Source organism: Pseudomonas sp. TE3899, assembly GCF_056279105.1.
Genome location: NZ_JBWBQR010000001.1, coordinates 6711721 through 6733254 on the forward strand (window position 1 = coordinate 6711721; position 21534 = coordinate 6733254).

General features: G+C 58.4%; 23 protein-coding genes. 11 read left to right on the top strand and 12 right to left on the bottom strand.

From position 1 onward, the window contains the following. Positions 1-275 precede the first annotated feature (275 nt). Both ACZ89E_RS30485 and ACZ89E_RS30490 read left to right on the top strand, forming a co-directional pair. A complete protein-coding gene (locus ACZ89E_RS30485) occupies positions 276-1898 on the top strand; it encodes a methyl-accepting chemotaxis protein (protein WP_476256976.1) in 1623 nt (540 codons plus the stop codon). Positions 1899-2009: 111 nt separating this feature from the next. After that, positions 2010-2447: a hypothetical protein gene (locus tag ACZ89E_RS30490; RefSeq protein WP_476256977.1), complete on the top strand. Its 438-nt coding sequence runs from the start codon at positions 2010-2012 to the stop codon at positions 2445-2447. Here the strand turns inward: ACZ89E_RS30490 and ACZ89E_RS30495 are convergent. The 3 genes from ACZ89E_RS30495 to ACZ89E_RS30505 form a co-directional block, all read right to left on the bottom strand. Further along, positions 2444-3619: a GAF domain-containing sensor histidine kinase gene (locus tag ACZ89E_RS30495; protein ID WP_149657802.1), complete on the bottom strand. Its 1176-nt coding sequence runs from the start codon at positions 3617-3619 to the stop codon at positions 2444-2446. The two genes, ACZ89E_RS30490 and ACZ89E_RS30495, sit on opposite strands and share 4 nt — an antisense overlap. Before the next feature lie 308 nt (positions 3620-3927). Then, complete coding sequence (locus tag ACZ89E_RS30500) at positions 3928-4233, bottom strand: PepSY domain-containing protein (RefSeq protein WP_149657801.1); 306 nt, start codon at positions 4231-4233, stop codon at positions 3928-3930. Between the two features lie 119 nt (positions 4234-4352). After that, positions 4353-5480 (bottom strand): glycerophosphodiester phosphodiesterase, encoded by a 1128-nt coding sequence (locus ACZ89E_RS30505; RefSeq protein WP_476256978.1) that lies wholly within the window; start codon positions 5478-5480, stop codon positions 4353-4355. A gap of 236 nt (positions 5481-5716) precedes the next feature. Between ACZ89E_RS30505 and ACZ89E_RS30510 the strand changes: the two genes are divergently transcribed. Beyond that, a complete protein-coding gene (locus ACZ89E_RS30510; protein WP_149657799.1) occupies positions 5717-6043 on the top strand; it encodes a DUF2025 family protein in 327 nt (108 codons plus the stop codon). Positions 6044-6145: 102 nt separating this feature from the next. Here ACZ89E_RS30510 and ACZ89E_RS30515 read toward each other — a convergent pair whose 3' ends face one another. Continuing rightward, entirely contained in the window at positions 6146-6865 is a 720-nt protein-coding gene (locus tag ACZ89E_RS30515) for a CTP synthase C-terminal region-related (seleno)protein (RefSeq protein WP_476256979.1), read from the bottom strand. A gap of 31 nt (positions 6866-6896) precedes the next feature. Here ACZ89E_RS30515 and ACZ89E_RS30520 point away from each other — a divergent pair, with 31 nt between their 5' ends. Continuing rightward, on the top strand, positions 6897-7862 hold the full coding sequence (locus ACZ89E_RS30520; protein ID WP_476256980.1) for a LysR family transcriptional regulator: 966 nt from the start codon (positions 6897-6899) through the stop codon (positions 7860-7862). Here the strand turns inward: ACZ89E_RS30520 and ACZ89E_RS30525 are convergent. From ACZ89E_RS30525 to ACZ89E_RS30535, 3 genes are all read right to left on the bottom strand, one after another. Then, a complete protein-coding gene (locus ACZ89E_RS30525) occupies positions 7859-8404 on the bottom strand; it encodes a DUF1003 domain-containing protein (RefSeq protein WP_476256981.1) in 546 nt (181 codons plus the stop codon). The two genes, ACZ89E_RS30520 and ACZ89E_RS30525, sit on opposite strands and share 4 nt — an antisense overlap. Before the next feature lie 34 nt (positions 8405-8438). Further along, complete coding sequence (locus tag ACZ89E_RS30530; protein ID WP_149657796.1) at positions 8439-9521, bottom strand: diguanylate cyclase; 1083 nt, start codon at positions 9519-9521, stop codon at positions 8439-8441. A 157-nt stretch (positions 9522-9678) separates the two neighbouring features. Next, positions 9679-10287: a TetR/AcrR family transcriptional regulator gene (locus ACZ89E_RS30535; RefSeq protein WP_149657795.1), complete on the bottom strand. Its 609-nt coding sequence runs from the start codon at positions 10285-10287 to the stop codon at positions 9679-9681. Positions 10288-10501: 214 nt separating this feature from the next. On the opposite strand from ACZ89E_RS30535, the gene ACZ89E_RS30540 reads away from it, so the two are divergent. Next, positions 10502-11551 (top strand): MBL fold metallo-hydrolase, encoded by a 1050-nt coding sequence (locus ACZ89E_RS30540; protein ID WP_149657794.1) that lies wholly within the window; start codon positions 10502-10504, stop codon positions 11549-11551. 62 nt (positions 11552-11613) lie between these two features. Here the strand turns inward: ACZ89E_RS30540 and ACZ89E_RS30545 are convergent, their stop codons facing one another. The 3 genes from ACZ89E_RS30545 to ACZ89E_RS30555 all read right to left on the bottom strand — a co-directional run bounded on the left by ACZ89E_RS30545 (position 11614) and on the right by ACZ89E_RS30555 (position 13022). Further along, positions 11614-11832 (bottom strand): XRE family transcriptional regulator, encoded by a 219-nt coding sequence (locus ACZ89E_RS30545; RefSeq protein ID WP_476256982.1) that lies wholly within the window; start codon positions 11830-11832, stop codon positions 11614-11616. A gap of 11 nt (positions 11833-11843) precedes the next feature. Then, the gene (locus tag ACZ89E_RS30550) at positions 11844-12161 is read right to left on the bottom strand and encodes a helix-turn-helix domain-containing protein (protein WP_149657793.1); all 318 of its coding nucleotides are present in this window, start codon (positions 12159-12161) and stop codon (positions 11844-11846) included. 93 nt (positions 12162-12254) lie between these two features. After that, a complete protein-coding gene (locus ACZ89E_RS30555) occupies positions 12255-13022 on the bottom strand; it encodes an AraC family transcriptional regulator (RefSeq protein WP_476256983.1) in 768 nt (255 codons plus the stop codon). A 112-nt stretch (positions 13023-13134) separates the two neighbouring features. Between ACZ89E_RS30555 and ACZ89E_RS30560 the strand changes: the two genes are divergently transcribed. The 5 genes from ACZ89E_RS30560 (at position 13135) to ACZ89E_RS30580 (ending at position 18314) form a co-directional block, all read left to right on the top strand. Next, positions 13135-13944 carry a sulfite exporter TauE/SafE family protein gene (locus tag ACZ89E_RS30560; RefSeq protein ID WP_476256984.1) on the top strand — a complete coding sequence of 270 codons (810 nt, stop codon included), beginning with the start codon at positions 13135-13137 and terminating at the stop codon, positions 13942-13944. 26 nt (positions 13945-13970) lie between these two features. Next, a complete protein-coding gene (locus ACZ89E_RS30565) occupies positions 13971-14663 on the top strand; it encodes a DUF6933 domain-containing protein (RefSeq protein WP_476256985.1) in 693 nt (230 codons plus the stop codon). Between the two features lie 93 nt (positions 14664-14756). Continuing rightward, entirely contained in the window at positions 14757-15911 is a 1155-nt protein-coding gene (locus tag ACZ89E_RS30570) for a hypothetical protein (protein ID WP_476256986.1), read from the top strand. Positions 15912-15945: 34 nt separating this feature from the next. Beyond that, positions 15946-17100, top strand: a complete 1155-nt coding sequence (locus ACZ89E_RS30575; protein ID WP_476256987.1) for a hypothetical protein — start codon at positions 15946-15948, stop codon at positions 17098-17100. A gap of 32 nt (positions 17101-17132) precedes the next feature. Beyond that, positions 17133-18314, top strand: a complete 1182-nt coding sequence (locus tag ACZ89E_RS30580) for a hypothetical protein (RefSeq protein WP_476256988.1) — start codon at positions 17133-17135, stop codon at positions 18312-18314. Between the two features lie 6 nt (positions 18315-18320). Here ACZ89E_RS30580 and ACZ89E_RS30585 read toward each other — a convergent pair whose 3' ends face one another. After that, positions 18321-19310 (bottom strand): hypothetical protein, encoded by a 990-nt coding sequence (locus ACZ89E_RS30585; RefSeq protein ID WP_476256989.1) that lies wholly within the window; start codon positions 19308-19310, stop codon positions 18321-18323. A 201-nt stretch (positions 19311-19511) separates the two neighbouring features. Between ACZ89E_RS30585 and ACZ89E_RS30590 the strand changes: the two genes are divergently transcribed. After that, positions 19512-20609, top strand: a complete 1098-nt coding sequence (locus ACZ89E_RS30590) for an HNH endonuclease (protein WP_476256990.1) — start codon at positions 19512-19514, stop codon at positions 20607-20609. A 137-nt stretch (positions 20610-20746) separates the two neighbouring features. Here the strand turns inward: ACZ89E_RS30590 and ACZ89E_RS30595 are convergent, their stop codons facing one another. Then, positions 20747-21280: a BRO-N domain-containing protein gene (locus ACZ89E_RS30595; protein WP_476256991.1), complete on the bottom strand. Its 534-nt coding sequence runs from the start codon at positions 21278-21280 to the stop codon at positions 20747-20749. Positions 21281-21534 lie beyond the last annotated feature (254 nt).

Genomic DNA, 21534 nt, shown 5'->3' on the forward strand with positions numbered 1-21534 from the left:
GAGGTCTCGCTGGGAGGAAGTGCCTGTCGCGGGTTTCACAGGTTCACTTGAGCCGCATCATCGCAAGGTCTCTTGACGGTTTTGTGACAGTTGCGTGGTGCGCAAACGTGTGCGCTACCGATGATCGGAATTGATTCAAGAACCGCTCTGGCACGCCGATGACGCAGGTGTTAGGTTGCGCGGCTTCGGCCACGAGCCGGGACCGCAGACAGGGAAGTTTGGACGTCTCTCACGCCCAACCAGGCGTGCCTATTTCCTGTCATGAGTATCACTCGATGCTGCAAAAATCCCTGAGAGCCCAAATCCTCGCATTGCTCGGCGGCAGCCTGTTGGCGATGTTGCTGATCGCCTTGGCCTGCTTTCATTTCCTGTCCAGCGGCGTGCAAAGCTACGCCAATCTGATCGACGGGCCGTTGCACACTTCGCAATTGATCGATGAGGCCAACCTGCAATTCAAAGTGCAGGTACAGGAGTGGAAAAACGTCCTGCTGCGCGGCAAGCAGCCGGCGGACCTGGATAAATACTGGAAGCAATTCGAAGACCGCCAGCGCGACGTGCAGGGCATCCTCAGCGAACTGGCCAGCCAGAAAGGCCTGGACGGCCAGCTCAAGACCCGCATCGAACGCCTGCGTGACGAACACCGTCAGTTGGGCAGCGCCTACCAGAAAGGACGCGATGCCTACGTCGCCGCCGGTGCCGACCCAACCGCTGGCGACACCGCCGTCAAAGGCGTGGACCGCGCCACCAGCGATCAAATGAGCGAATTGGTCGGCGAACTGCGCAAGCAGGGCACCGAGCAATCGGCACTGATCAGCGCCGGTGCCGAGCGCACGGTGATGTTGGGGATTATCGTGATGCTCGCCTCGGGTCTGTTGATTGGCCTGTTGAGCCTGTGGCTGATCAACCGCAACCTGGTGGACCCGATCCGCAAACTGATCGACTACGTGGCGCAACTGAGCCAGGGCAAGTTCGCCGACCGCGTGGCCAGCACCCGTCAGGATGAGCTGGGCAAACTGGCCATGGCCGCCAACACCCTGCGCGATTTCCTCGCCGAAACCTTCAACCGTTTGCAGCGCAGTGCCAAGGACCTGGACAGCGCCAGCGGCGAGTTGAACGCCATCGCCGGCCTGATGGCCAGCGGCACCAACGAACAGTTCAACCGCACCGACCAAGTGGCCACGGCGATGAACGAAATGTCCGCCACGGCTCAGGAAGTGGCGCGTCACGCCGCCGATGCGGCACGCGCCGCCGACGATGCCGACCAGTCCGCCCAGCAAGGCGAAAAGGTTATGCAGGGCACCATTCACACCATCACCCAGATGCGCGGCGAAATCGCCAATACGGCCACGGTGATCCGTCGTCTGGAAACCGACAGCGGCCGCATTGGCAAAGTGCTGGAAGTGATTCGCGGCATCGCCGAGCAGACCAATTTGCTGGCGCTCAACGCCGCCATCGAAGCGGCCCGTGCCGGTGAAGCCGGACGCGGCTTTGCGGTCGTGGCCGACGAAGTGCGCAGCCTGGCCCAGCGCACGGCGGCGTCGATCATCGAGATCAACCAGATCATCCAGACCGTGCAAACCGGTGCGGTGGACGCAGCCCAGGCGATTGAAAGCGGTCAGTCGCGCAGCGAAGAAAGTGTCGCCCAGGTGACCGAGGCCGGCGCGATGCTGGAGCGCATCACCCATGCCGTGGAAGCCATCCGCGACATGAACCGCCAGATCGCCACCGCCGCCGAAGAACAGACTTCGGTGGCCGAAGACATCTCGCGCAACCTGACCGAGATCACCACCATCGCCAGTACCAACCTGGACAACGTGCAACGTACCGAAGCCGCCAGCCACAACCTGCACGGCTTGTCGGGGCAGTTGAATGAAGTGACGGCGCGTCTGAGCGCTTAAGCAAAAACACTGTGTACCGGTTCGCTTACCAAACCGGTACACAGTCGATCTCAAGTGCGGCCAGCGGATGTCGATGATGGGTTTAACCTGAACCCACCTAGGATCAATCCCATGGTTAGCATCACCTCGGTTTCCATCAACCAGACCCTTTCAACACCGACCAGCAAAACCGCGATCAGCGACAGCACCGACGACGCGACCTCCGTGACGGCGGCTGCCTCCAGCGATACCTCCAAGACTTCCGCGAACGGTACGGCGCCGGCGGCGGGTGGCGGCAGTTCGAGCAGCAGCACGGAATCCGACGCGGTGAAGGACTTGCGCAAGCAGATCGCCGAGCTGCAAAAGCAATTGCAGGAACAACAACAGCAACTGCAAGCCGCTCAGGCCAAACAGGAAAGCGCCGATGCCAAAGCCGCCGATGTGGCCGCCGCGCAATCGCAGATCGCAACCACCTCGGGTTCATTGCAGACCGCTACGGCGGCGTTGTTGCAGGCGTTGCAGCAGGAAGGCAGCAGCACGTCCGGGTCGATGGTCAGTACGTCGACTTAACTCGCGGCCGGCAGGCTGAAGGTAAACAGCGTGCCGCTCTGCGCCGTGGACGCCACGTGCAGTTGGCCGCCATGGGACTGGGCAATCTGACTGGCAATGTAGAGGCCCAGCCCGAGGCCGGCCTGGGGCGTGTCGCGGGTCGGTCGCGAGTAGGGCTGGAACAGATGGGGCAGCACGGCTTCGGGGATCGTCCCCTGATTTTTCACCGCCAGCATCAAGGCGCCCTGATCCACCTGCGCAATGACTTCGATGTCACCTCGGACATCGCCATGGGCAATAGCATTGGCCAGCAGGTTGGAGAGCAATTGCGCGACACGCTCGCGATCGCATTGGACGTCTCGCAGGTCGCCGATCGACGCGCGGATGACCCGTTGCGGGTGCACGCCCTGGATCTCTGAAATCACATGCTGTAGCGCATCGCCCAGGTCCGGGCAGGTCGCGATATCGAGCGGGATGCCATTGCCCAGGCGGCCACGGGCGAAGTCCAGCACGTCGTCCACCAATTGCGCGGCACGTCGGGCGCTGGTGAGGATGTGCTGCACCAGTTTGTCGCTGGCCGGATTGGGGGATTTGCGCTGGAGCATTTCGGCGGCGGCGCTGATGGCGAACAGCGGGTTGCGCAAGTCATGGCCGAGCACGGCAATGAACTGTTCGCGCAGTTCGGCGGTTTGCCGTTCCTGCTGCAAGTCCGCTTCGGTCTGTTGCAGGTTTTCTTCGGCTTCGATCTGCAGCGACAGCACCCTGGCGAACGACTCCATGGTGGTCTGGATCGCGCTGCTCTTGAGCTCGGCGGGGTTAGGGTCGAGGGCGCAGATGGTGCCGAAGAAACGCCCGTCGGTACGGAACACCGGGACCGAAATATAGCTTTCGAACTGGTACAGGCGCGGGGTGTGATGATCGCGGTACAGCGGGTCTTCACTGGCCTTGTCGATCACTACCGACACATGGGCCTGGCGAATTTCATGGCACAGGGTGGAGACCACATCCAGTTCGCCGCCGACCTTGAGGCCGAAGTCCAGTTGATCGAGCACGGCGCAGGCCGTCCAGGAATCCTCGGTGACACGGGCCACGGCGGCAAAGCGCAGGCCGGTCATTTCCCGGATCACCTGAAGAATCGCCGGCACGGCGCTGATGCGGCCGATGGTGGTGATGTCTGCTGCCGCTGTTTGCATGTTTCTTGTTCTCTGCTTGAACGCCGTGAACGGATTCTAGCGATCCTGGCGCGCGCAGGCACAAAAAAACGCACGACCGGATGATCGTGCGTTTTTTGGATTTCGCATAACCCCTGTAGGAGCGAAGCTTGCTCGCGAAAGCGGACGATCAGCCAACATTGATGTCGCCTGATTCACCGCTATCGCGAGCAAGCTTTGCTCCTACAGGGATTGGGGTGTGTCAGTCACATCAATGCTGGATGTGCTGCCGCCTTCGCGAGCAAGCTTCGCTCCTACAGGGATGGCGGTGATCCACAGGGATTGGGGGATTATGTGTCTTGTTTGTTGCTCAGGACTTTGCCGGTGGCGGCATCGAAATCCACGTCCCATTCAACGCCTTTGGCATCTTTCAATTCGACTTCGTATTCATAGCCGTTGAAGTGGTTGTCCAGATCGGTGTCGGTGATGGTCGCACCCGGATGCAGTTTCAGCGCTGCCTGGCTCATTTCTTCCAGTGGCTTGATCTTGCCGCTTTTGACCAGCTCAGGGATCTGGTCGACGCGGATGTCAGCCTGGGCCATACCGGCAGTGAGGGTCAGGGCAGCGGCGGTGAACAGGGCAGTCAGGGTTTTCATAAAAGTCTTTCCTTGGGGTGATCTGTTTAAGTGGGCTCAGGTTAACCGGCGCAACTTAATTCACCCTTAAAAACGGCCTTCGCGAGCAAGCTCGCGAAGGCGTTAATGCGGTGCGCCGATCAGTAGCCGTTGTTCTGCAGCAATTGCGCCACGGTGCCCGCCGCCGGGCGTTTGTAGAACTTGAGCAATTCGCTGGCGCGGTTGGTGAAGATACCGTCGACACCGGCATCCATGACTTTCTGATAATCCACCGCATCGTCGATGGTGTAGACGTGCACCAGCAGGCCCTGATCGTGGGTGAACTGGTTCATCCATGGCTTGACCAGGTCCGAGTAGCTCTGATCGCCGCCCTTGGTCAACGCGGCCGAAGGACCGGTGCCGATCGCGCCCTGGGCCTTGGCGTACTCGACCCATTGCTGGAATTCGGCTTTGCTTTTCGGCTCTTGCTTGGCGTAGTAAGTGGCTTTGTCCTTGTCGCCGGACTCAGCGAAGGTCACTTTGGATTTCGGCTCGATGCTGCCGTCACCGACCCACAGCAACAGGATCTTCGGCACGTTCGGCATTTCTTTTTGCAGCAGTTCGAGGCTGCTCTTCTCGAAGGTTTGCAGCACGACCTTGCCTTTGCCCTGGCCGACCGCAATCTCGCTTTTCGCCAGTTTCGAACCGACCGGGCTCAGCCAGCCGCGATCCTGGAGTTTTTCCTTGAGGTCGCGCTCGATGCCGGGGAATTGCTTCGGCTCTTTGGTTTCGATGTACAGGCCGGGTTTGTGCAGCGGGTTGCCCTGGGCGATGTCGATGATTTCATCGAGGGTCAGGATTTTCAGGCCGACGTAGGAAGGACGCGCGCGATCCGGGTAAGCGGTGTTGAACCAGCTGCCAGCGTCGAGGGTTTTCAGCTCGGCGATGGTGAACTGATTGGCCGGGGCGTCCTTGCGCTCGGGGAACTTGGTGGCGACGTCGGTGGTGCGCTGCAGGTTGTTGTCGTGCAGGGCAAACAGCACGCCGTCCTTGCTGCGCTGCAGGTCCATTTCCAGGTAGTCGGCGCCCAGGTCGCGGGCCAGTTTGTAGGACGCGGCGGTGGATTCCGGGGTATCGAAGGACGCGCCACGGTGGGCAATCACGGCCGGATGCGGGATGCCCAGCGTGGTCGCACGCGCGGTGGGGCTGGGCTGGTTGGCGGCCTGTGCCTGGCCGAGGCCGAGCAACAGGCTCAGTACCAAGGCGCTCTTGGTGAAGGTAGCAGGCATGGTCGAGGTCCTTTCGCAGAGGTTTTCAAAGACGTACCTTTTAACAACTGAGCGCCGGGAGCGCCATCGCCAGACCGACATAAACGTGTTTAAAGCGATTTTTTTCAGCGCTTTTGTGCGGTTCTTTGCAGTACTCTTGGCCCCGGCAGTTTCCCCGGCAGAGGGAAACCCGTTCCCCAGCCCTTGCGTGTAAACCATCGATCACCGGTCCCTTTGCGACCTTTTGTGAGGTTTATATGCGCATCACTTCCCAGCTCATCTGCCAGGCCGCCGACCAACTCAAGGGCTTCGTCGGCCTCAATCGCAAGACCGGCCAGTACATCGTGCGCTTCAGCGAAGACGCCTTCGGCATGGACGTGGCGGATGACGGCATCATCCCCACCAGCGAATTCGTCTGGGCGCCGGGACCCGAGCAGGCGATGACCCTTAAGCGTGAGCTGATTCAGCTGTTGCTGGATCAGAATATCGATGACCGGATCAACATCACCGAACCGTTGCGGGTGTATATGAACCGGCTGGAAGTGCCGGAGATTTCGGCGGTGCGCAGTTTGGTTCGGGGGTAACGTCAAAAGATCGCAGCGTTCGGCAGCGCCTACCGGGGATGTGTACGCCCGAAGGCTGCGATCTTTTCCGCGGTTAAACCGAGATGACGGGGGGCGGGGCGATCATGTTTTCTGCCTCGCGCAGGCATCGATCAGGGCTGCCACCAATGGCGGCAACGTTCCTTTGAGCGCAGCACGTTCCGGCTGGAACAGGGTCGCGACAAAGAATGGATGACCTCTCAGTTCCACCGCCCGCAGATCGCCATTCGAATCGTGACCCACGGCGTTGAGTTGCCCGTTCAACAGCGCCTGCTCGAACTGCGGATTCACACCGTAGCGGCAGCGATAGCCTTCGTGAATCTCGGACGTTTCATACGCCGTGGCGAGCAACGAACCTTTAACCAGGTGAATGCTGTCGACGGCCTCCACCAGCGAACAGGTCAGCGGCGTGAGCAGCGCCCGTGCGGCGTCGGGGGATGTCTCGCCGTGCTCGGCATCGGCCCAGCCCAACACATTGCGCGCGTATTCCAGCACTGCGTGTTGAAAACCACCGCAGGTGCCGAGGAAGGGGCGTTGGTGTTCGCGGGCAAAACGGATCGCGCGTAATGCGCCGTCCATGTCGCGATAGGGGCTGGCAGGCACACACCAGAAGCCATCGAAGTGCTCCAGCGGCGTACCGGCATGGATGCGGTCGGTGGCCAGCCATTGGAATTGCACGTCCCGGCCCGAGTGTTCGGCGGCCATGCCGAGGGCAATGGGGATGGCTTGATGGGCGGTGACTTGCGGGTCGTAATCGCCGATCAGGGCGATGCGGATGGGATGGTCAGGAGAAACAGAGTCCATGTGATTTTCCTTGTCGGCTGAGATCTGCAAAATGGCGACCAAACCTGTGGCGAGGTTGTTCGTTTCTGGCAGTCACTATAGATTGGCGTTCGCGCACTCAATATTGGCGTTACCCCAATTGATCAATGCACCGACGCACTATCGACTGGACTACCCGGACCTGGCCCTGATCCTTGCCCTGGTTCGCGGCGGCTCTCTGGCCCGGGCTTCCCAGTTGTTAAGGGTCGATGTCTCGACGGTGTTCCGGGCCGTGCGCCGCTTGGAAGCCGCGCTAGGTCAACAATTGTTCGAAAAGAGCCGCGCCGGTTATCTGCCGACGACCTTGGCCCAGACCCTGGCCGAACAGGCGGAACGCGCCGAACAGGCACTGGACGCGGCGCGTGTCGGCGTGGAGCAGGGTGGTGAAATCATCAGTGGCACCGTGCGCCTGACCTGTACCGACTCCGTCCTTCAAGAGTTGCTGCTGCCGGCGCTGGCGCAGTTCATGCCGGCCTACCCGGCGCTGAACATCGAACTCAGCACCTCCAACGACTTCGCCAACCTCAGCCGCCGGGATGCCGACATCGCCCTGCGCCTGACTCGCACACCGCCCGAACACTTGGTCGGTCGATGGCTGGCGCAGGTGTCGTACCGGGTCTGTGGCAGTGCGGCCTATCTGAACACCGTCGATCCCACCGATCTGGCAGCGCTGACCTGGATCGCCCCGGACGACTTCCTGCCGGACCACCCGACCATCGCCTGGCGCCGCCAGCAATGGCCCGGCGTGGTGCCGGGTTATCGCTGCAACAGCCTGTTGTCGGTGACCGGGTTGGTGCGGGCGGGGCTTGGCGTCGCGGCATTGCCGGACTTTCTGATCGACGAGGGTTTGCAACCGTTGACCGGGCCGTTGCAGGGCTGCGACACGGCGCTATGGTTGCTGACGCGTCCGGACTGCCGCGCCTTGCGCTCGGTGGTGACGTTGTTTGACGAGCTGGGGCGAGCGCTGCGCTTGCCTTAGATCGGCGTTTTGGGTTCGTCCTTGCGCACAAAGTGCTGATGCATTTCCGACGTCAGGTTTTCGATGCGTTCGGTCAAGGCCTTGGTCATTTCGGTGAGGCGGGTGTTCTGTTCCAGCAGTTCCAGCAATTGCGCGGTGTTCTGCGCAGCCTGCGCCTGGCGCTCGCTGTTGGCGACGGCCAAGGCTTCGCGGTGTTGCGCGTCGGCGTCAGACTGGGCTTTGTCTCGCGCGGCCTGACGGGTCTGGGCCAGCAGGATCAACGGCGCGGCGTAGGCTGCTTGCAGGCTGAAGGCCAGGTTGAGCAGGATAAACGGGTAGACATCGAAGTGAGTCACGCCCGCCAGGTTGACGCCGATCCAGATAGCCACGATCAGGGTTTGCGCCCCGAGAAACGTCGGCGTGCCGAAGAACCGTGCAAACGCCTCGGCGCGCAGGGCGAATTTGTCATTACCGAAGGTCGGCGCCAGATGAGCGTGAGGGCGGTGGAAGCGCAGGTGATCTACGGGGGCGGCTGGTTGGGTGTCGGACTTGGTGGAGTTCATGGTGCGCTCGGCAGGGAATCGGGACTTGGGATCACTATAGTCCTGCGTAAGCGTCGATTGGCTGAATCGATGTTGAATGACTCGACGCCATGCTGATCTTGTTACGGCCGGTGTTTTTCGCGGTGTAGAGGGCTTTGTCGGCGTCGTTGAGCCAGGCAATCGCGTCGGCGAAAGGCGTTTGGTACGCGGCCAGGCCAATGCTCAGCTTGATGCGCAGTTCGGGCGCGTGCGGGTGGCGATATTCGTTGAGCACTTCGCGCAAACGTTCCATCGCTTCCCTGGCTTGCTGCAATGACATGTTCGTCAGGATCACGCAGAACTCGTCGCCGCCATAGCGGCCGGCCAGATCACTGTCACGCAGGGTGCGCTTGAGCTCCACGCTCAATTGCCGCAGCACCGTATCGCCGACGATATGCCCGTAGGTGTCGTTGATCGCCTTGAAATGATCGATGTCGATCAGGGCAATCACCGACGCGACCTGGTTCTGCCGGCATTGCTCGAACTTGACGTGCAACAGGTCCTTCCAGGCGCCGTGGTTGAGCAGGCCGGTCAGGCTGTCGGTGCGGCTCAACGCGCTCAAGGTGCGTTTGTGTTCGGCGAGTTTGAACGCCAGTCGATAACACACCATTCCCACTGCCAACGGGTAAAGAGTCAGCGACGGCAGGCAAGCCCACACCTGAATCGGCGTGGCCCTCGGGGTAAAGCCGATGCCGAACAGGAGCCAGGCAACAATGACGCCGACTATTTGCGCCAGGGCGCCGTGCAGAAACAACCTCGGGCCACCGGCGGCGACGTTGTTCATCGTCATCATGGACAGAATGGTGACGGTCACGATCGGGTTGAACTGAGCGGCAGCCGCCCAGAAGCCGCCGAACAGCGAGTCGCAAATGATGTTGCGGCGTTCGGCGCGATAGGGAAACGGTGACCGGGTGGCCATCTGGTAGGCGAGGTGGGGCCAGACGAAGCCATTGAGCAGCATCAGCACCCAGACCCAGCCGGGCAGGTTCAATGGATAAAGCGCGGCGGTCACACAGATACAGCCGATGCCCAGACCGACCGTTCTGGGCATGTAGATGCGTCGGGCAAACGAAAGGCCCTTGCCGCGTTGGTTTTCCATAATTCCCTGCGCCAGATTCATTCTGAAACACTTTGCCGTGTTTTATTCAGAGTTACCGTTCATCGGTAAAGCGGCTGACATTGTCATTTATTCCAACGGGAATAATCAGTGTCCTTGGGAGCCATTTAACACGGGCGCAGGCGTGGCGGGACTTGTTCTAGAGCTGGTAGCAGGCCAGGAACATGTCCATGGCCGACTCGACGACCGTGCTTTGTACCTCGGGCGAAAGGCCGGTCTGGCCCATGGAAATCTGCGGCCAGAACCCGAAGGATTTGAGCAAACCCTGGACCTGCTGTGCAGCAAATTCCGGGGCGACCGGTTTCAGTCGGCCATCGGCCTGGGCGGCGCGAATCCACAGGGTCAGGCCCTCTTCGCGTTCGCCCATGCGGGTGATCATGTTCTGCGCACGTTCGGGGGAATGGATGGTCGCGGCTATGGCGACACGCGCCAGGTCGAGAAAATTGTTATCACCCATCATCTGCATTTTCGCCAACAGGAGCTGCCGAAGCTGATCGCGCAGGGGCAGGTCAGGGCGGTACGAGGTGTCCTGTTCTTCCGTAACCCGCGCCCATAACTGGTTGAGAATTTCGGCAAACAGCTCTTCTTTGCTCGGGAAATGGTTGTACACCGTGCGCTTCGACACACCTGCCGTGGCGGCGATCCTGTCCATGCTGGTGATCTCGAAACCGTTGGTACGGAATTCGGCAATCGCCGCCTGGATGATGGCTTCGCGTTTTCGGTCGGTCAGGCGTTGTGGAGCTGTCATAAGTACGCTTCGGCAGGAAAAGGTGGGAATTACACTCGGCAGTTTACTTGTCATCAGGATTGATGCAACCTAGAAACTACACTGTGCAGTGTAATCCGCTGTTAATCCTGCACGGCTAAAAACAGATCTTCGGCTGATGCGTGCGTGCCTTGGCCATTTAACGTCCCAAAGCGGAAACCCGTGAATCGCGCGGTTTTTCTGGAGTCATTCCTTCATGGCCAATACAAATTCCTCTGCACAAATCGCCATCCGACCTGAAGCCTCTCGTCAGGTAGAAGGGCATTTCCGAAATCACCAACCGGTCCAGCGCGAAGGCTTTCGCAAAATGCTGCGCATTATGTGGAACATGATCTTCCACAAACCACGCAGCACCCGCCCGAGTGCTGCCATCCCGGTGCACACCCTGACCCAGGCCGCGCTGATCGCCGCTCCGAACCACAGCGTCTACCGCCTCGGTCACTCCACGGTACTGCTCAAACTGCGAGACAAATTCTGGATCACCGACCCGGTATTCGCCGAGCGCGCCTCCCCCGTGCAATGGGCCGGCCCCAAGCGTTTCCACCAGCCGCCGATCAGCCTGGAAGAATTGCCGCCGATTGAAGCGGTGATCCTGTCCCATGACCACTACGACCACCTTGATTACAACGCGGTGCTCAAACTGGCGGACAAGACCAAATACTTCCTCACGCCGTTGGGTGTGGGCGATACCCTGATCAAGTGGGGCATCGATGCCAGCAAAGTTCGCCAACTGGACTGGTGGCAGGGCACTGAAGTCGATGGCCTTCAATTCATCGCCACACCGTCGCAGCACTTCTCCGGTCGCGGCCTGTTCGATGGCAACAGCACGCTGTGGGCCTCGTGGGTGATGATCGACGGCAACACCCGGATCTTCTTCAGTGGTGACACGGGCTACTTCGACGGCTTCAAACGCATCGGCGAACAGTACGGCCCGTTCGACCTGACCCTGATGGAAACCGGTGCCTACAACGTCGAATGGCCACACGTGCACATGCAACCCGAACAAACCCTGCAAGCGCACATCGACCTCAAAGGGCGCTGGCTGCTGCCGATTCACAACGGCACCTTCGACCTGTCGATGCACGCCTGGTACGAACCCTTCGATCGCATCCTGGCGCTGGCCTGGGAGCGGAACGTGTCGATCAGCACGCCGCAGATGGGCGAGGCGTTCAACGTGATGTATCCGCAGCGCGGCAGCCCTTGGTGGTCGGAACTGGAAAGCGTTGGCGATCAGGTGACGGCGTAGAGCGCTTGATGATGTGGGACCGAGCCGCCTGCCATGGAGGCGGCCCGGGTCTCATCACTCCGTTAGCGAGGCTCATCCTGTCGCTGATTCAGGTGCCCCGAGATCTTTGCCATGGTCACATCGCGACGTTGTCCTCGTAGCACTTCATCGAGATCCGCCTGAGACAGCCCAAGCTTTTGCGCCGCTTCGGCATTGCTTAGTTCACCGGCTTTCAGAAGCATGCCTATTTTCATCACGTATTCGGCTTTGGCTCGCACGGCCCCTGCATCGATATCACTCATCTGCGGACACCTCACTCAACCATCGCATAATCCGGCCGCGCCACCGGATTGGGTGTCGCCCCCTTCACATTCATCCCCCTGCCTGGCGCAAACCCGGGGAAGAACACCAGTCCTTCCGATTCAAACCGGTACGCCAACGCCAGTCGGGTGACATCCAGCACGTCGCGTTCGGCCTCGAATCGTTCTATGGCGTCCACGGACACCCCGGATTCCCGAGACAGTTCTTCCACGCTCCAACCCAGCATCGCTCGGGCCTGGGCGCTGTGGGCCGGGGTGAATTGGAAGAGGGCGATACGTTCCAGGGTGATTTTCATCGCAAGAGAGGCCATGGTGTTCTCCGGGCTCGAGAGTGCTGATTCAAAATGTACTGTGTTTTTGTACAGTTGTTTTGATCCCGGATCAAACGCATTTTTTGATTTGTGCTATTTCGCCGCATCCATCCAGACGGACGGTGCCTGCCCCAGTACCCGGCGAAACATCGACGAGAACGCCGCCGGGCTGTCGTAGCCGAAGTCCACGGCAATCCGCGTCACCGGCGTCCCCACCGCCAGCCGCGCCAGGGCCAGCACCACGCACGCTTGCTGGCGCCATTGGCTGAAACTCAGGCCGGTCTGTTGGCGAAACAGGCGGTTAAAGGTGCGCAGGCTGATATGCAACTGATCGGCCCAGTACTGCGGCGCTTGATGGATGTTGGGCTGCTGGAGAAACGTCTGACACAACCCGAGCAATCGTCCTTCGACGGGCAGCGGAATATGCAGCGGCAGATGAGCGCTACGGGCCAGTTCGTGCAGCAACAAGTCGATCAGCACACCGTCGCGCCAGGACTCATCGTAGGCCAACGGCACCTCTACAGCCTCCATCAATAGATGCCGCATCAACGGCGACACACTGATCACCTGGCAACGACTGCCCAGATCAACCGCCGCCGGCTCGATGTACAAACTCCGCGTACTCACCCCGAGCATCAACACTTCATGGGCCACCCCGGCCGGGATCCAAACCGCCCGTTGCGGCGGCACCACCCAGTTGCCATCGTGGGTGCTGACCTGCATCACGCCAGTGGCGCCATACAGGAGTTGTGCCCGTCGATGTGTATGAAGGGGCAACACATGACCGTGGGAATAATCCGTACCGATCGCCACCACCGGCCGCGGGGTGTCGTCCAGCAGATTGATCGAAACATTGCGCATCGGGCGATATCCAGCAGTTGGCGTAAACGCGAGCATTATTGGCTGACTTGCTGAAGCAGGCCAAGCGGCACCGCTTTATCGTCGACCGCTCCCTACTATTGGACGATGCGCGATGTTCTACCTCTTACTGACACTGTTCGGCTGCATGACCGGCATCACCGCCGTGCTGTTCGGCTTCGGCGGCGGCTTCGTCGTGGTGCCGTTGCTGTATCGGATGCTCATGGCCAGCCATGGGGCCGACGACCCCATCGGTCAATCGGCAATGCACATCGCCGTTGCCACTTCGACTTGCGTAATGATCGTCAACGCGCTGATCGCCACCGGAAAACATCAGCGCGCCGGTAGCCTGATTCGCCATTATCTGTGGCCGTTAGGTGGGTACATCGGGTTGGGCGCGATGGTCGGCGCTGTTGCAGCGATGTGGGCCAAGGGTGAGGTGATTCGCTATGCCTTCGTCGTGTACTTGGGCATTACGATTCTGGACTGCCTGTTCAGGCGCGGTTTTCTCACGCACTCGGGTAACGCAATCCCACGACGATTGGGAAGGGTGGAGGTATCTGGTGTAGGAATCGGCGCTATCGCCACCTTTCTCGGCGTGGGCGGCAGCGTCATGACCGTGCCATTGTTGAGGCGATGCGGCCTGAGCATGACCCAAGCCACATCCATGGCCAACCCACTGAGTTTGCCCGTGGCCCTGGCCGGGACGCTGACTTACATGGCGATGGCCGGGTTCACCGAGTTTGATCTGGGGCCGTGGTTTGTGGGGTATGTGGATGTGTTGGCGTTTGCGATATTGGGGGCTGGATCGATTATCGGCATGAGGCTGGCTACGCCTTGGATCGGGCGGATACCTGATCGCATACATGCTTGGGTCTACATCGGTTTGCTGCTTTTAGTGATGCTTGGTATGTGGGTTAATTAAGTACACCTAACGCTTGAGGGCCATTGATGTTGATCTTTAACTGCACCGAAGCAGCCAGCCAGTTTTTCAGTCGCGTCCAAAAGGGTAAAACAATCACGCCCGTGGACTTCAATCCACCATCGCCCACCCCGGAAGAGGATGAACCGGCTGATCTGACAGAGCAGTGGCTGGTCCATGCGATCACCGTACAGCGCAAGCACGTGCTGTTCGTCATGCACATCAAAACCCGTTACTGCATGATTTTCGCGGACGCGAAAAAGGCTGACGTTGCCGGATTTATCCAACGCTTCTCTGAGCGCTGGCTCTACGGCTTGATGCGCCATGCGACGCAGAATGACTTGTTTCAATGGATCGATGGCGATCTCATGGAGCAGCGTTATGAGCAGGCCTGTAGCGAGTATGTTTTCTATAAGCGCCGGCATCGCGGTGCGCAAAAGCACATCGACGAAGTCTCTTGGATTTTCCAGGATTACGCCGCCGAATGGGGTTCGCTACCGGCTGACGAATACGAGGCTGGCCGCTTCGACGCTCGGAGGAATGACACCCCGCGACTGAGTAAAGGCCATAAGGACTATTACTGGCCCGATGAAGAAATGATTGCGCACTGGTTACGCACTTACTCCGGCCAGGATGAACAAAGTGTTCAGGCTGCACGTGATCGGCGTAAAGCAGTGAAGCGCGAGATTGGGCAGTTGCAGTCGCAACTGGCGCAGCAATGATCGACATTGCGGCATCGATTGTTTGACGCCTCTTCGCCATAATCCGCGCCCATTACTACCGAGCAAACGCTCGCTTCGTTCAAGGATGATTTGATGTTCAATGGATTGTGTCGTCTGACTGGCGTTATCGCGCTGGCGTGCTCAACGTTTTCTACGCCGCTGTGGGCGGAAAACAGCGCTCAGGTGTACACCGGAACCTTGGGCAAAACGCCGATTGTGCTGCAGATGGACCCCGAAACGGCGACCGGCCGCTACTTCTACCAGAAGTACCGCAAGGATCTGGCGCTCAACGGCACAAAGGAAGGCAAAGCCCTTGTTCTTAAAGAGGGTGAAGAACCTTACGGCGAGGACACGCCGCGCCCGACAATTCGCTTGCAGCCCACGCCTGAAGGCTGGGCCGGCGAATGGATCAGTCCTGAAGGTAAAGTGCTGAAGATCGAGTTGGCGCGAGCCAAAAGCCCACCACTACCGGCCAATACGTTGCCCTATCTAACCAGGCTCCATGATCAGGAACCTTATGAGTATCTGCGCCTGCAAGGTCTGAAACTCAAGCAAGGCAAGACACAAACATTTAATGGCTATTCGTTGCAGTGGTGGAGTGAGCCGCAGACGAAGTTGGCGATATTTGAAGTGGTTTCCGGGTATACCCCTGAAGCGCGCGATCACATTAATCAGCAGTTGATGAATCAATTGTGGCGGCAAGTGGTGGGGTACTACGGGTGTCTCGCTGGCGGTAGCGATACGTCGCTTATCCAAGTGATGACACCGCTGCTGATCACCTCATCGGTTATCAGCGTGAACGTTGAAACCGAGGGGCGTTGTGGCGGCCAGCACCCCGATTACAGCGAGGCGCCCATTAACCTGGATGCCAAAACCGGTAAGTCCCTGACGTTAGAAGACGTCCTTTGGGTCGGGCAGGGTAAACCGCTGCATTACGAAGAGCTGAATGACCAAACCCCGGAAGCGCGCGAAGTGTATTCCGAGTACCGCACCCAAAAACTTGCACCTTGGCTAGTCGAACAGTTGCATAAGCTTCACCCCGATCAGATACCTGGCAGTGACGAGAACTGCGCTTACGGTGAAGCAGACCGTTGGATTCTCCCGACTTGGTATTTCACTGAAGAAGGCATCAAGTTAGAGCCTTACTTCTCTCATGCGGAGGCGCCGTGTGGGCATGTGGAATGGAGTCTTTTGCCCTATAGCCTCATCAAGCAACACCCTGGCGGCGTCGCTCTGCAATTGCCCTAAGGCTGGATACGGCCATTTATCCAAGGAAGATCTGATGTTCAACGGATTGCGCTGGTTGGCCGGAGTTGTCGTCCTGGCGTGCTTAACGGCTTCGCCTGTGATTTGGGCTGACGCCAGTACTCAGGTCTATACCGGGACTTTGGGCAAAATGCCGATTGTGCTGGAAATGAATCCTGACTCTGGCGACGGTCGTTACTTCTACCAAAAGTACCGTAAGGACTTGGTTCTGAGCCTTACAAAAGAAGGGGAAACACTGGTACTGGAGGAGGGCGGTGGAAGTCAGCCTTACCCGACCATGCGCCTCAAACCCACGCCGGATGGCTGGTCTGGCGAGTGGACCAGCGCCAAGGGCAAAGTGCTGAAGATGGAGCTGCAGCAAGCCAGACTTGCGCCAGCGCCCGCCGATACCTTGCCCTATCTCGTCGAACTTCATGACAAATGGCCCTACGAATACCTGCGCTTGCTAGGCCTGAAACTCAAACAAGGCCAGACCGAAAATTTCATGGGCTACATGCTGCAATGGTGGAGCGAGCCGCAATCAGAAGTGCAACTGTTCGAAGTCATTTCGGGTTATCCCGCTGAAGTGCTTCAACGCATCAATCAGCGACTGATGGCGCGCTTGTGGCAGGGCGTCGGGGGAACTTTGGAGTGCACTGTCGATGGTGCCCCGGGGTCCTATTTTCAAACAAGTCATCCCGTATGGATGTCGCCTTCGGTGATGAGCGTCATTACCGCCACCGACTTCTATTGCGGTGGTCTTCATCCGAATCTGGACAACGAATCGCTCAACTTTGATACCAGGACCGGCAATGTCCTGACGCTTGATGATGTGCTGTGGGTGGGGCAGGGCAAACCCGTGCATTTCGAAGAGGGCTTTGATTACTCATCCCCGGCGTTCAAAGCTCATTATGAATATCGCAATAAAGAACTGGCGCCGTGGCTGGTGGCGCAATTGCTCAAACTCAACCCCAGCGAAATGACGCCAAAGCCCGAAGTGGAGGAGAACGATTGCGTCTACAACGACGATAACCTTTGGAATTCCCCTCTCTGGTACTTCACCGAAAAAGGCCTCAAGTTGGAGCCCGTTTTTGTTCACGCGGCGGCAGTGTGCCGAGACATTGACTGGAGCGTTCTGCCTTACAACCTCGTCAAACAACACCCCGGCGGCGTAGCGCTGCAATTACCCTGAGAATGCCCAGCCATTTACCCAAGGATGATTTGATGTTCAAAGGATTGTGTCGTCTAACCAGCATTGCCGCGCTGGTGTGTTCAACGTTTTCTACCGCGCTGTGGGCCGAAAGTGGCAAGCAGGTCTACACCGGCACCTTGGGCAAAACGCCAATCGTGCTTGAAGTAAACGCCGACAGCGCCGACGACGTGGGTGGCCGCTACTTCTACCAAAAGTACCGTAAGGACCTGATGCTCAGCGGCCAAAAGGACGGGGAAACGCTGGTGCTCGACGAGGCTCCGCTGCGGGGTTATCAGGACGCTCCCCACCCGACGATTCGTCTACAGCCCAAGCCCGACGGTTGGTCCGGTGAATGGCGCAGCCCCGAAGGCAAGGTGCTGAAAGTCGATCTACAGCAAGCCAACATTGCACCCGCGCCCGCCGCAACCGTGCCCTTTCTCACCACCCTGCGTGATCAGTCACCTTACGAGTACCTGCGTCTGCAAGGCCTGGACCTGAAGAAGGGCAAGGCCGAAACCTTCATGGGCTACTCGCTGCAATGGTGGATTGAACCAACATCCGAAACGACACTGTTTGAAGTGATGTCGGGGTACACCGCCGCGGAGCGCCAGCGCATCAATCAACAATTGATGGGGCGCCTGTGGCAAGAAGTGGCGGGGAAGTTCGACTGTGAGGCCAGTGCCGGCGAGACGTTCTACGCACAAACGGTAGAACCCTTGTGGATGGGGCCGTCGACCATCAGCGTGAGCATTGCCACCGAGTACAGTTGCGGCGGCGCCTATACCGATGAAAACGACATGCCACTCAATCTGGACGTCAAAACCGGCAAGACCCTGACCCTTGAAGACGTGCTGTGGCTCGGCCAGGGCAAACCGCTGCACTACGAGCGCGAGTACAACGACGCCACGCCGTCTTCCGAATCGTACGACGCCTATTCCGACTACCGCACCAAAACCCTGGCGCCATGGTTGGTTCAGCAACTCAGCGCGCTCTATCCCGACGAAATGAAAACCACCACAGAACGTGAAGACGGCTGCATCTATGGCGAGGAACAACCATGGGCATACCCGTCCTGGTACTTCACCAAAAGCGGCATCAAGTTAGTGCCATCGTTCCCGCACATCTCTTCCATGTGCCGCGACACAGCGTTCAGCGTCCTGCCCTACAACCTCATCCAGCAACACCCCGGCAGTGCCGCGCTGCAATTACCCTGACGCGCGTTACTTATCGTCCAACCCCGGCGCTTCACGAACAATGAAGTGATCCAGGTTCTCGATATTCGCACTGAACACCCCGAACGTCTGTTCGGGGTTTTTCTTGCTCGGCACCTGCTTCAACTCCGGCGTCACCCCATAGAAAAAGCAAAACAACTCTTTGCCGCTCTCACTGGCGTGCTTGATCTCTTCCAGAAACGCCTTGCGCTTGCGGTAGTTGTCGATCAACTTCTTGCTCAAATAAACATTCACCGAATACGGCTTCTTCTTCGCCTCATCCGCCTGCTTGAACCAGACCTTCTGCTCGAAATCGATACGAAAACTCTGGGTGTAATCCTTGATTTCCTTGATCTTGCCCCAGTAAATCAGCCCCTTGTTGTCCGTCAGGTATTCGATCTTCTTGAAGAACGACCCATAAGGCGCCGTGTGCTCGCCAATCTTCAGCGGCATGCGCTTGAGCAACTCCTTGTCTTCGAAGTTCGACACAAAACACTCCACCGGGTGGGCGAAGACACTGGTCTTGTCCGGCGCCGACTCGCGGCTCGGGTGTTCCGTGTGCTTATCCACTGACGTGGGTTTCGGATCATCCCGCACCACATCCGCCGCCACCGCCGGGTTCGACGGCTTGCGCACATACTCACGCCGAGTCAGTAACAATTCCGACGGAAAATGCTCCTCGCGACTGTCATCCGATTCCGCACCGTCCGTGTCCACACCTGACGCCGATGCCTTGAGACTGACATAAGGACAATCCGCCACATGCCGCGTGCTGGGCGTGTTCTTGAAGTGCGGGGTGCGAACGTAGTTAACGTTTTTGGCGTTGAACGTCGTCAGCACATTCGCCGCATCGAAGGCCGCCCGGCAGGCGTCATTGGGACACTGGAAGTGTTCCTTGGCGGAATCGAATGCCATCGTCTCGTCAAAATTCAAATCCCGCACGTCATAGATCGACAGCTTGTCGTCGAGGCTGAGGCAGTAGGCGAGGTCGAATTTCATGGTGGGCTCGGGTCCTTGAGTGGGGAGGGTATTAATAGCGGGTAGCGAGTCATGGCGCACGTGTTGAATCAATCAAAGGGATGAAAAGGCCGCCATCGCCGAGAAATAGTGGCTTTTCGCCCTGTTACGTATTGAAACCCTTTGGTACTTTGACGGCAGTAGGAATTTTCCTACGGCAATTGTCGATAAAGGGCAGCACTCGTGGCGATCAAAGCGGTTTCGAAGGAACGAATAGACAAAGCGATGCTGGAGTTTGATCGTAAATATCGGAGTAGGCGTGAGTGGCAGGGCTGGGAAAATAACCTAGCTCATCGTTATGCCATTCATGCGGGCGGCGAACTGTATCCGGCGAAGAAAATCGTCTCTTTGGCGACCGGCATTGCCGTAGGCGAATTCTCTGGAGGACGCCCGACCAACAGTTACCTGGAAAAGCGAGGCTTCACTATTGTGGAGTTACCGCGTGGGGAGGGCGACCCGGTGCTGCAGTTCACGCCGGGGGCTATTTACGACAGAAAAACTGAGATCAATGGACTGTTCGGTGGGAGCCTCCAAAGCGGCATCGCAAAGTCCGCGACCTACCCAGCGATATTTTTGTTCACGGGCGATAGTGGTGAGCAATACGGGTATGCCGACGGTTGGGACAAAGGCGCGTACCTTTATACCGGTGAAGGACAACGCGGGCCGATGACTTTGATCCGAGGCAACAGATCCATCGCTAATCATGCGGAGAATGGTCTAGCGCTGCACTTGTTTAAGTCCCTCGGCAAAGGTAAAGGCAACGAATACATGGGTGAGTTTTCTTGCGCCGACATGTTTGAGCGGACCCAGCCTGATGTGAACGGCCAGGATCGGACGGCGATTGTTTTTCGGTTAGTCCCTATGGGCATTCCTAGTGAAATAATTGAAGCTGAAGATCAGGATGAAGATGAGGCTGACCTTTCTGGGTCTCTGGCTGCAGCGCGGTTGGCTGCTCTGGCTGCATGTAAACCTAGCAGCGATGATCTAGGGCAATCCGCTCCGCGTAAGATCTATCAACGCAGCCGTAAGGTTGCGCACTATGTACTGATGCGCGCGGAGGGTGAATGTGAGAGCTGTGAGAAGCCGGCTCCTTTTATGAAAAAGGACGGCACACCCTACTTAGAGCCGCATCACGTAAACCGGCTCTCCGATGGTGGGTTAGATCATCCACGCTACGTGGGGGCCGTGTGCCCAAGTTGTCATCGGGAAATTCATTCTGGCGTGCACGGAACACTGATGAATGAGAGGTTGAAGCAGCGGTTGGAGGTAATTGAACGCTGATTGAGCGATGCGCCAAGGCGATTGGCCTTAATCTCAAGGGCACTCCAGGCGCTTTCTTTCCTCTTTGCGCTCATAACATCGCCGAGGGTTGAAAGCCCTCGGACGATACTGACTGGGGGGCGTCTGCGAAACCAGGTCTAGCCGATTGAGTGCTTCGAAGAGTAAATCGCCTCCAAGACCTTGCGCCACCAAGGCTTAACCGCTGGAACGCGCCGCCGCGTGCGATTGAGCAACAGATAAGGCATGTCCCGCAGCCGAATCCAGCCCTCATCCTGCCAATGCAACAGACTCAACGACATCTCCGGCCAATCCAACAAACTCAACATTGGTCGATCAGGATTCTTCGACGGCACGGCATCACGTAAGGCGGGCACCACTTGATGAGTCAACCATTCGCGCAACAACCGATTCCCTGGCACGTAGTGATAGACCAGCAACGCATACACGCCGGACTCGCTGAGCATCAAGCGCTTCTCCGGCTGGCCGTGATAATTGATCAGCAATGTATGCCGCTGATCTTCGTCTAGTTTGCTGACCAATCGATCGTTCAAATGGAAACCCATTAAGCGACCCAGATCGCGGGCACAGAACCATGGCTGGTTTTCCAGGAGGAGGGCGTGAAGGTATAAGTTTTGGCGGGTGAAGACAGTGGGGATGAAGGGATCAGACATGACCGATCTCCAAAATGCCAGGAGAGCGGATTGCTTGTTGTGTGGGCATATCCATTACCTCTACGAATGAATTGGATAGAGCCAGACCCAACGTAGAGGAGGTAAGAAATCCCAACAGCCATTCTCTTTCACACAAGTTCACGCGCAAGTCTTCAAGACAAAACGCGGTTCTGTGTGAATAAGTCAGCTTCTACGTTGGGCGTTTCTTAGGCACCTGGATTGAGCTTAGAGGTGCATTGAAGTGGGATCAATCA

What these genes read in the sequence shown, in the direction of transcription:
- ACZ89E_RS30485 (WP_476256976.1), top strand. Translation starts at nt 276, where the DNA reads ATGCTGCAAAAATCCCTGAGAGCCCAAATCCTCGCATTGCTCGGCGGC.
- ACZ89E_RS30490 (WP_476256977.1), top strand. Translation starts at nt 2,010, where the DNA reads ATGGTTAGCATCACCTCGGTTTCCATCAACCAGACCCTTTCAACACCG.
- ACZ89E_RS30495 (WP_149657802.1), bottom strand. Translation starts at nt 3,619, where the DNA reads ATGCAAACAGCGGCAGCAGACATCACCACCATCGGCCGCATCAGCGCC.
- ACZ89E_RS30500 (WP_149657801.1), bottom strand. Translation starts at nt 4,233, where the DNA reads ATGAAAACCCTGACTGCCCTGTTCACCGCCGCTGCCCTGACCCTCACT.
- ACZ89E_RS30505 (WP_476256978.1), bottom strand. Translation starts at nt 5,480, where the DNA reads ATGCCTGCTACCTTCACCAAGAGCGCCTTGGTACTGAGCCTGTTGCTC.
- ACZ89E_RS30510 (WP_149657799.1), top strand. Translation starts at nt 5,717, where the DNA reads ATGCGCATCACTTCCCAGCTCATCTGCCAGGCCGCCGACCAACTCAAG.
- ACZ89E_RS30515 (WP_476256979.1), bottom strand. Translation starts at nt 6,865, where the DNA reads ATGGACTCTGTTTCTCCTGACCATCCCATCCGCATCGCCCTGATCGGC.
- ACZ89E_RS30520 (WP_476256980.1), top strand. Translation starts at nt 6,897, where the DNA reads ATGGCGACCAAACCTGTGGCGAGGTTGTTCGTTTCTGGCAGTCACTAT.
- ACZ89E_RS30525 (WP_476256981.1), bottom strand. Translation starts at nt 8,404, where the DNA reads ATGAACTCCACCAAGTCCGACACCCAACCAGCCGCCCCCGTAGATCAC.
- ACZ89E_RS30530 (WP_149657796.1), bottom strand. Translation starts at nt 9,521, where the DNA reads ATGGAAAACCAACGCGGCAAGGGCCTTTCGTTTGCCCGACGCATCTAC.
- ACZ89E_RS30535 (WP_149657795.1), bottom strand. Translation starts at nt 10,287, where the DNA reads ATGACAGCTCCACAACGCCTGACCGACCGAAAACGCGAAGCCATCATC.
- ACZ89E_RS30540 (WP_149657794.1), top strand. Translation starts at nt 10,502, where the DNA reads ATGGCCAATACAAATTCCTCTGCACAAATCGCCATCCGACCTGAAGCC.
- ACZ89E_RS30545 (WP_476256982.1), bottom strand. Translation starts at nt 11,832, where the DNA reads ATGAGTGATATCGATGCAGGGGCCGTGCGAGCCAAAGCCGAATACGTG.
- ACZ89E_RS30550 (WP_149657793.1), bottom strand. Translation starts at nt 12,161, where the DNA reads ATGGCCTCTCTTGCGATGAAAATCACCCTGGAACGTATCGCCCTCTTC.
- ACZ89E_RS30555 (WP_476256983.1), bottom strand. Translation starts at nt 13,022, where the DNA reads ATGCGCAATGTTTCGATCAATCTGCTGGACGACACCCCGCGGCCGGTG.
- ACZ89E_RS30560 (WP_476256984.1), top strand. Translation starts at nt 13,135, where the DNA reads ATGTTCTACCTCTTACTGACACTGTTCGGCTGCATGACCGGCATCACC.
- ACZ89E_RS30565 (WP_476256985.1), top strand. Translation starts at nt 13,971, where the DNA reads ATGTTGATCTTTAACTGCACCGAAGCAGCCAGCCAGTTTTTCAGTCGC.
- ACZ89E_RS30570 (WP_476256986.1), top strand. Translation starts at nt 14,757, where the DNA reads ATGTTCAATGGATTGTGTCGTCTGACTGGCGTTATCGCGCTGGCGTGC.
- ACZ89E_RS30575 (WP_476256987.1), top strand. Translation starts at nt 15,946, where the DNA reads ATGTTCAACGGATTGCGCTGGTTGGCCGGAGTTGTCGTCCTGGCGTGC.
- ACZ89E_RS30580 (WP_476256988.1), top strand. Translation starts at nt 17,133, where the DNA reads ATGTTCAAAGGATTGTGTCGTCTAACCAGCATTGCCGCGCTGGTGTGT.
- ACZ89E_RS30585 (WP_476256989.1), bottom strand. Translation starts at nt 19,310, where the DNA reads ATGAAATTCGACCTCGCCTACTGCCTCAGCCTCGACGACAAGCTGTCG.
- ACZ89E_RS30595 (WP_476256991.1), bottom strand. Translation starts at nt 21,280, where the DNA reads ATGTCTGATCCCTTCATCCCCACTGTCTTCACCCGCCAAAACTTATAC.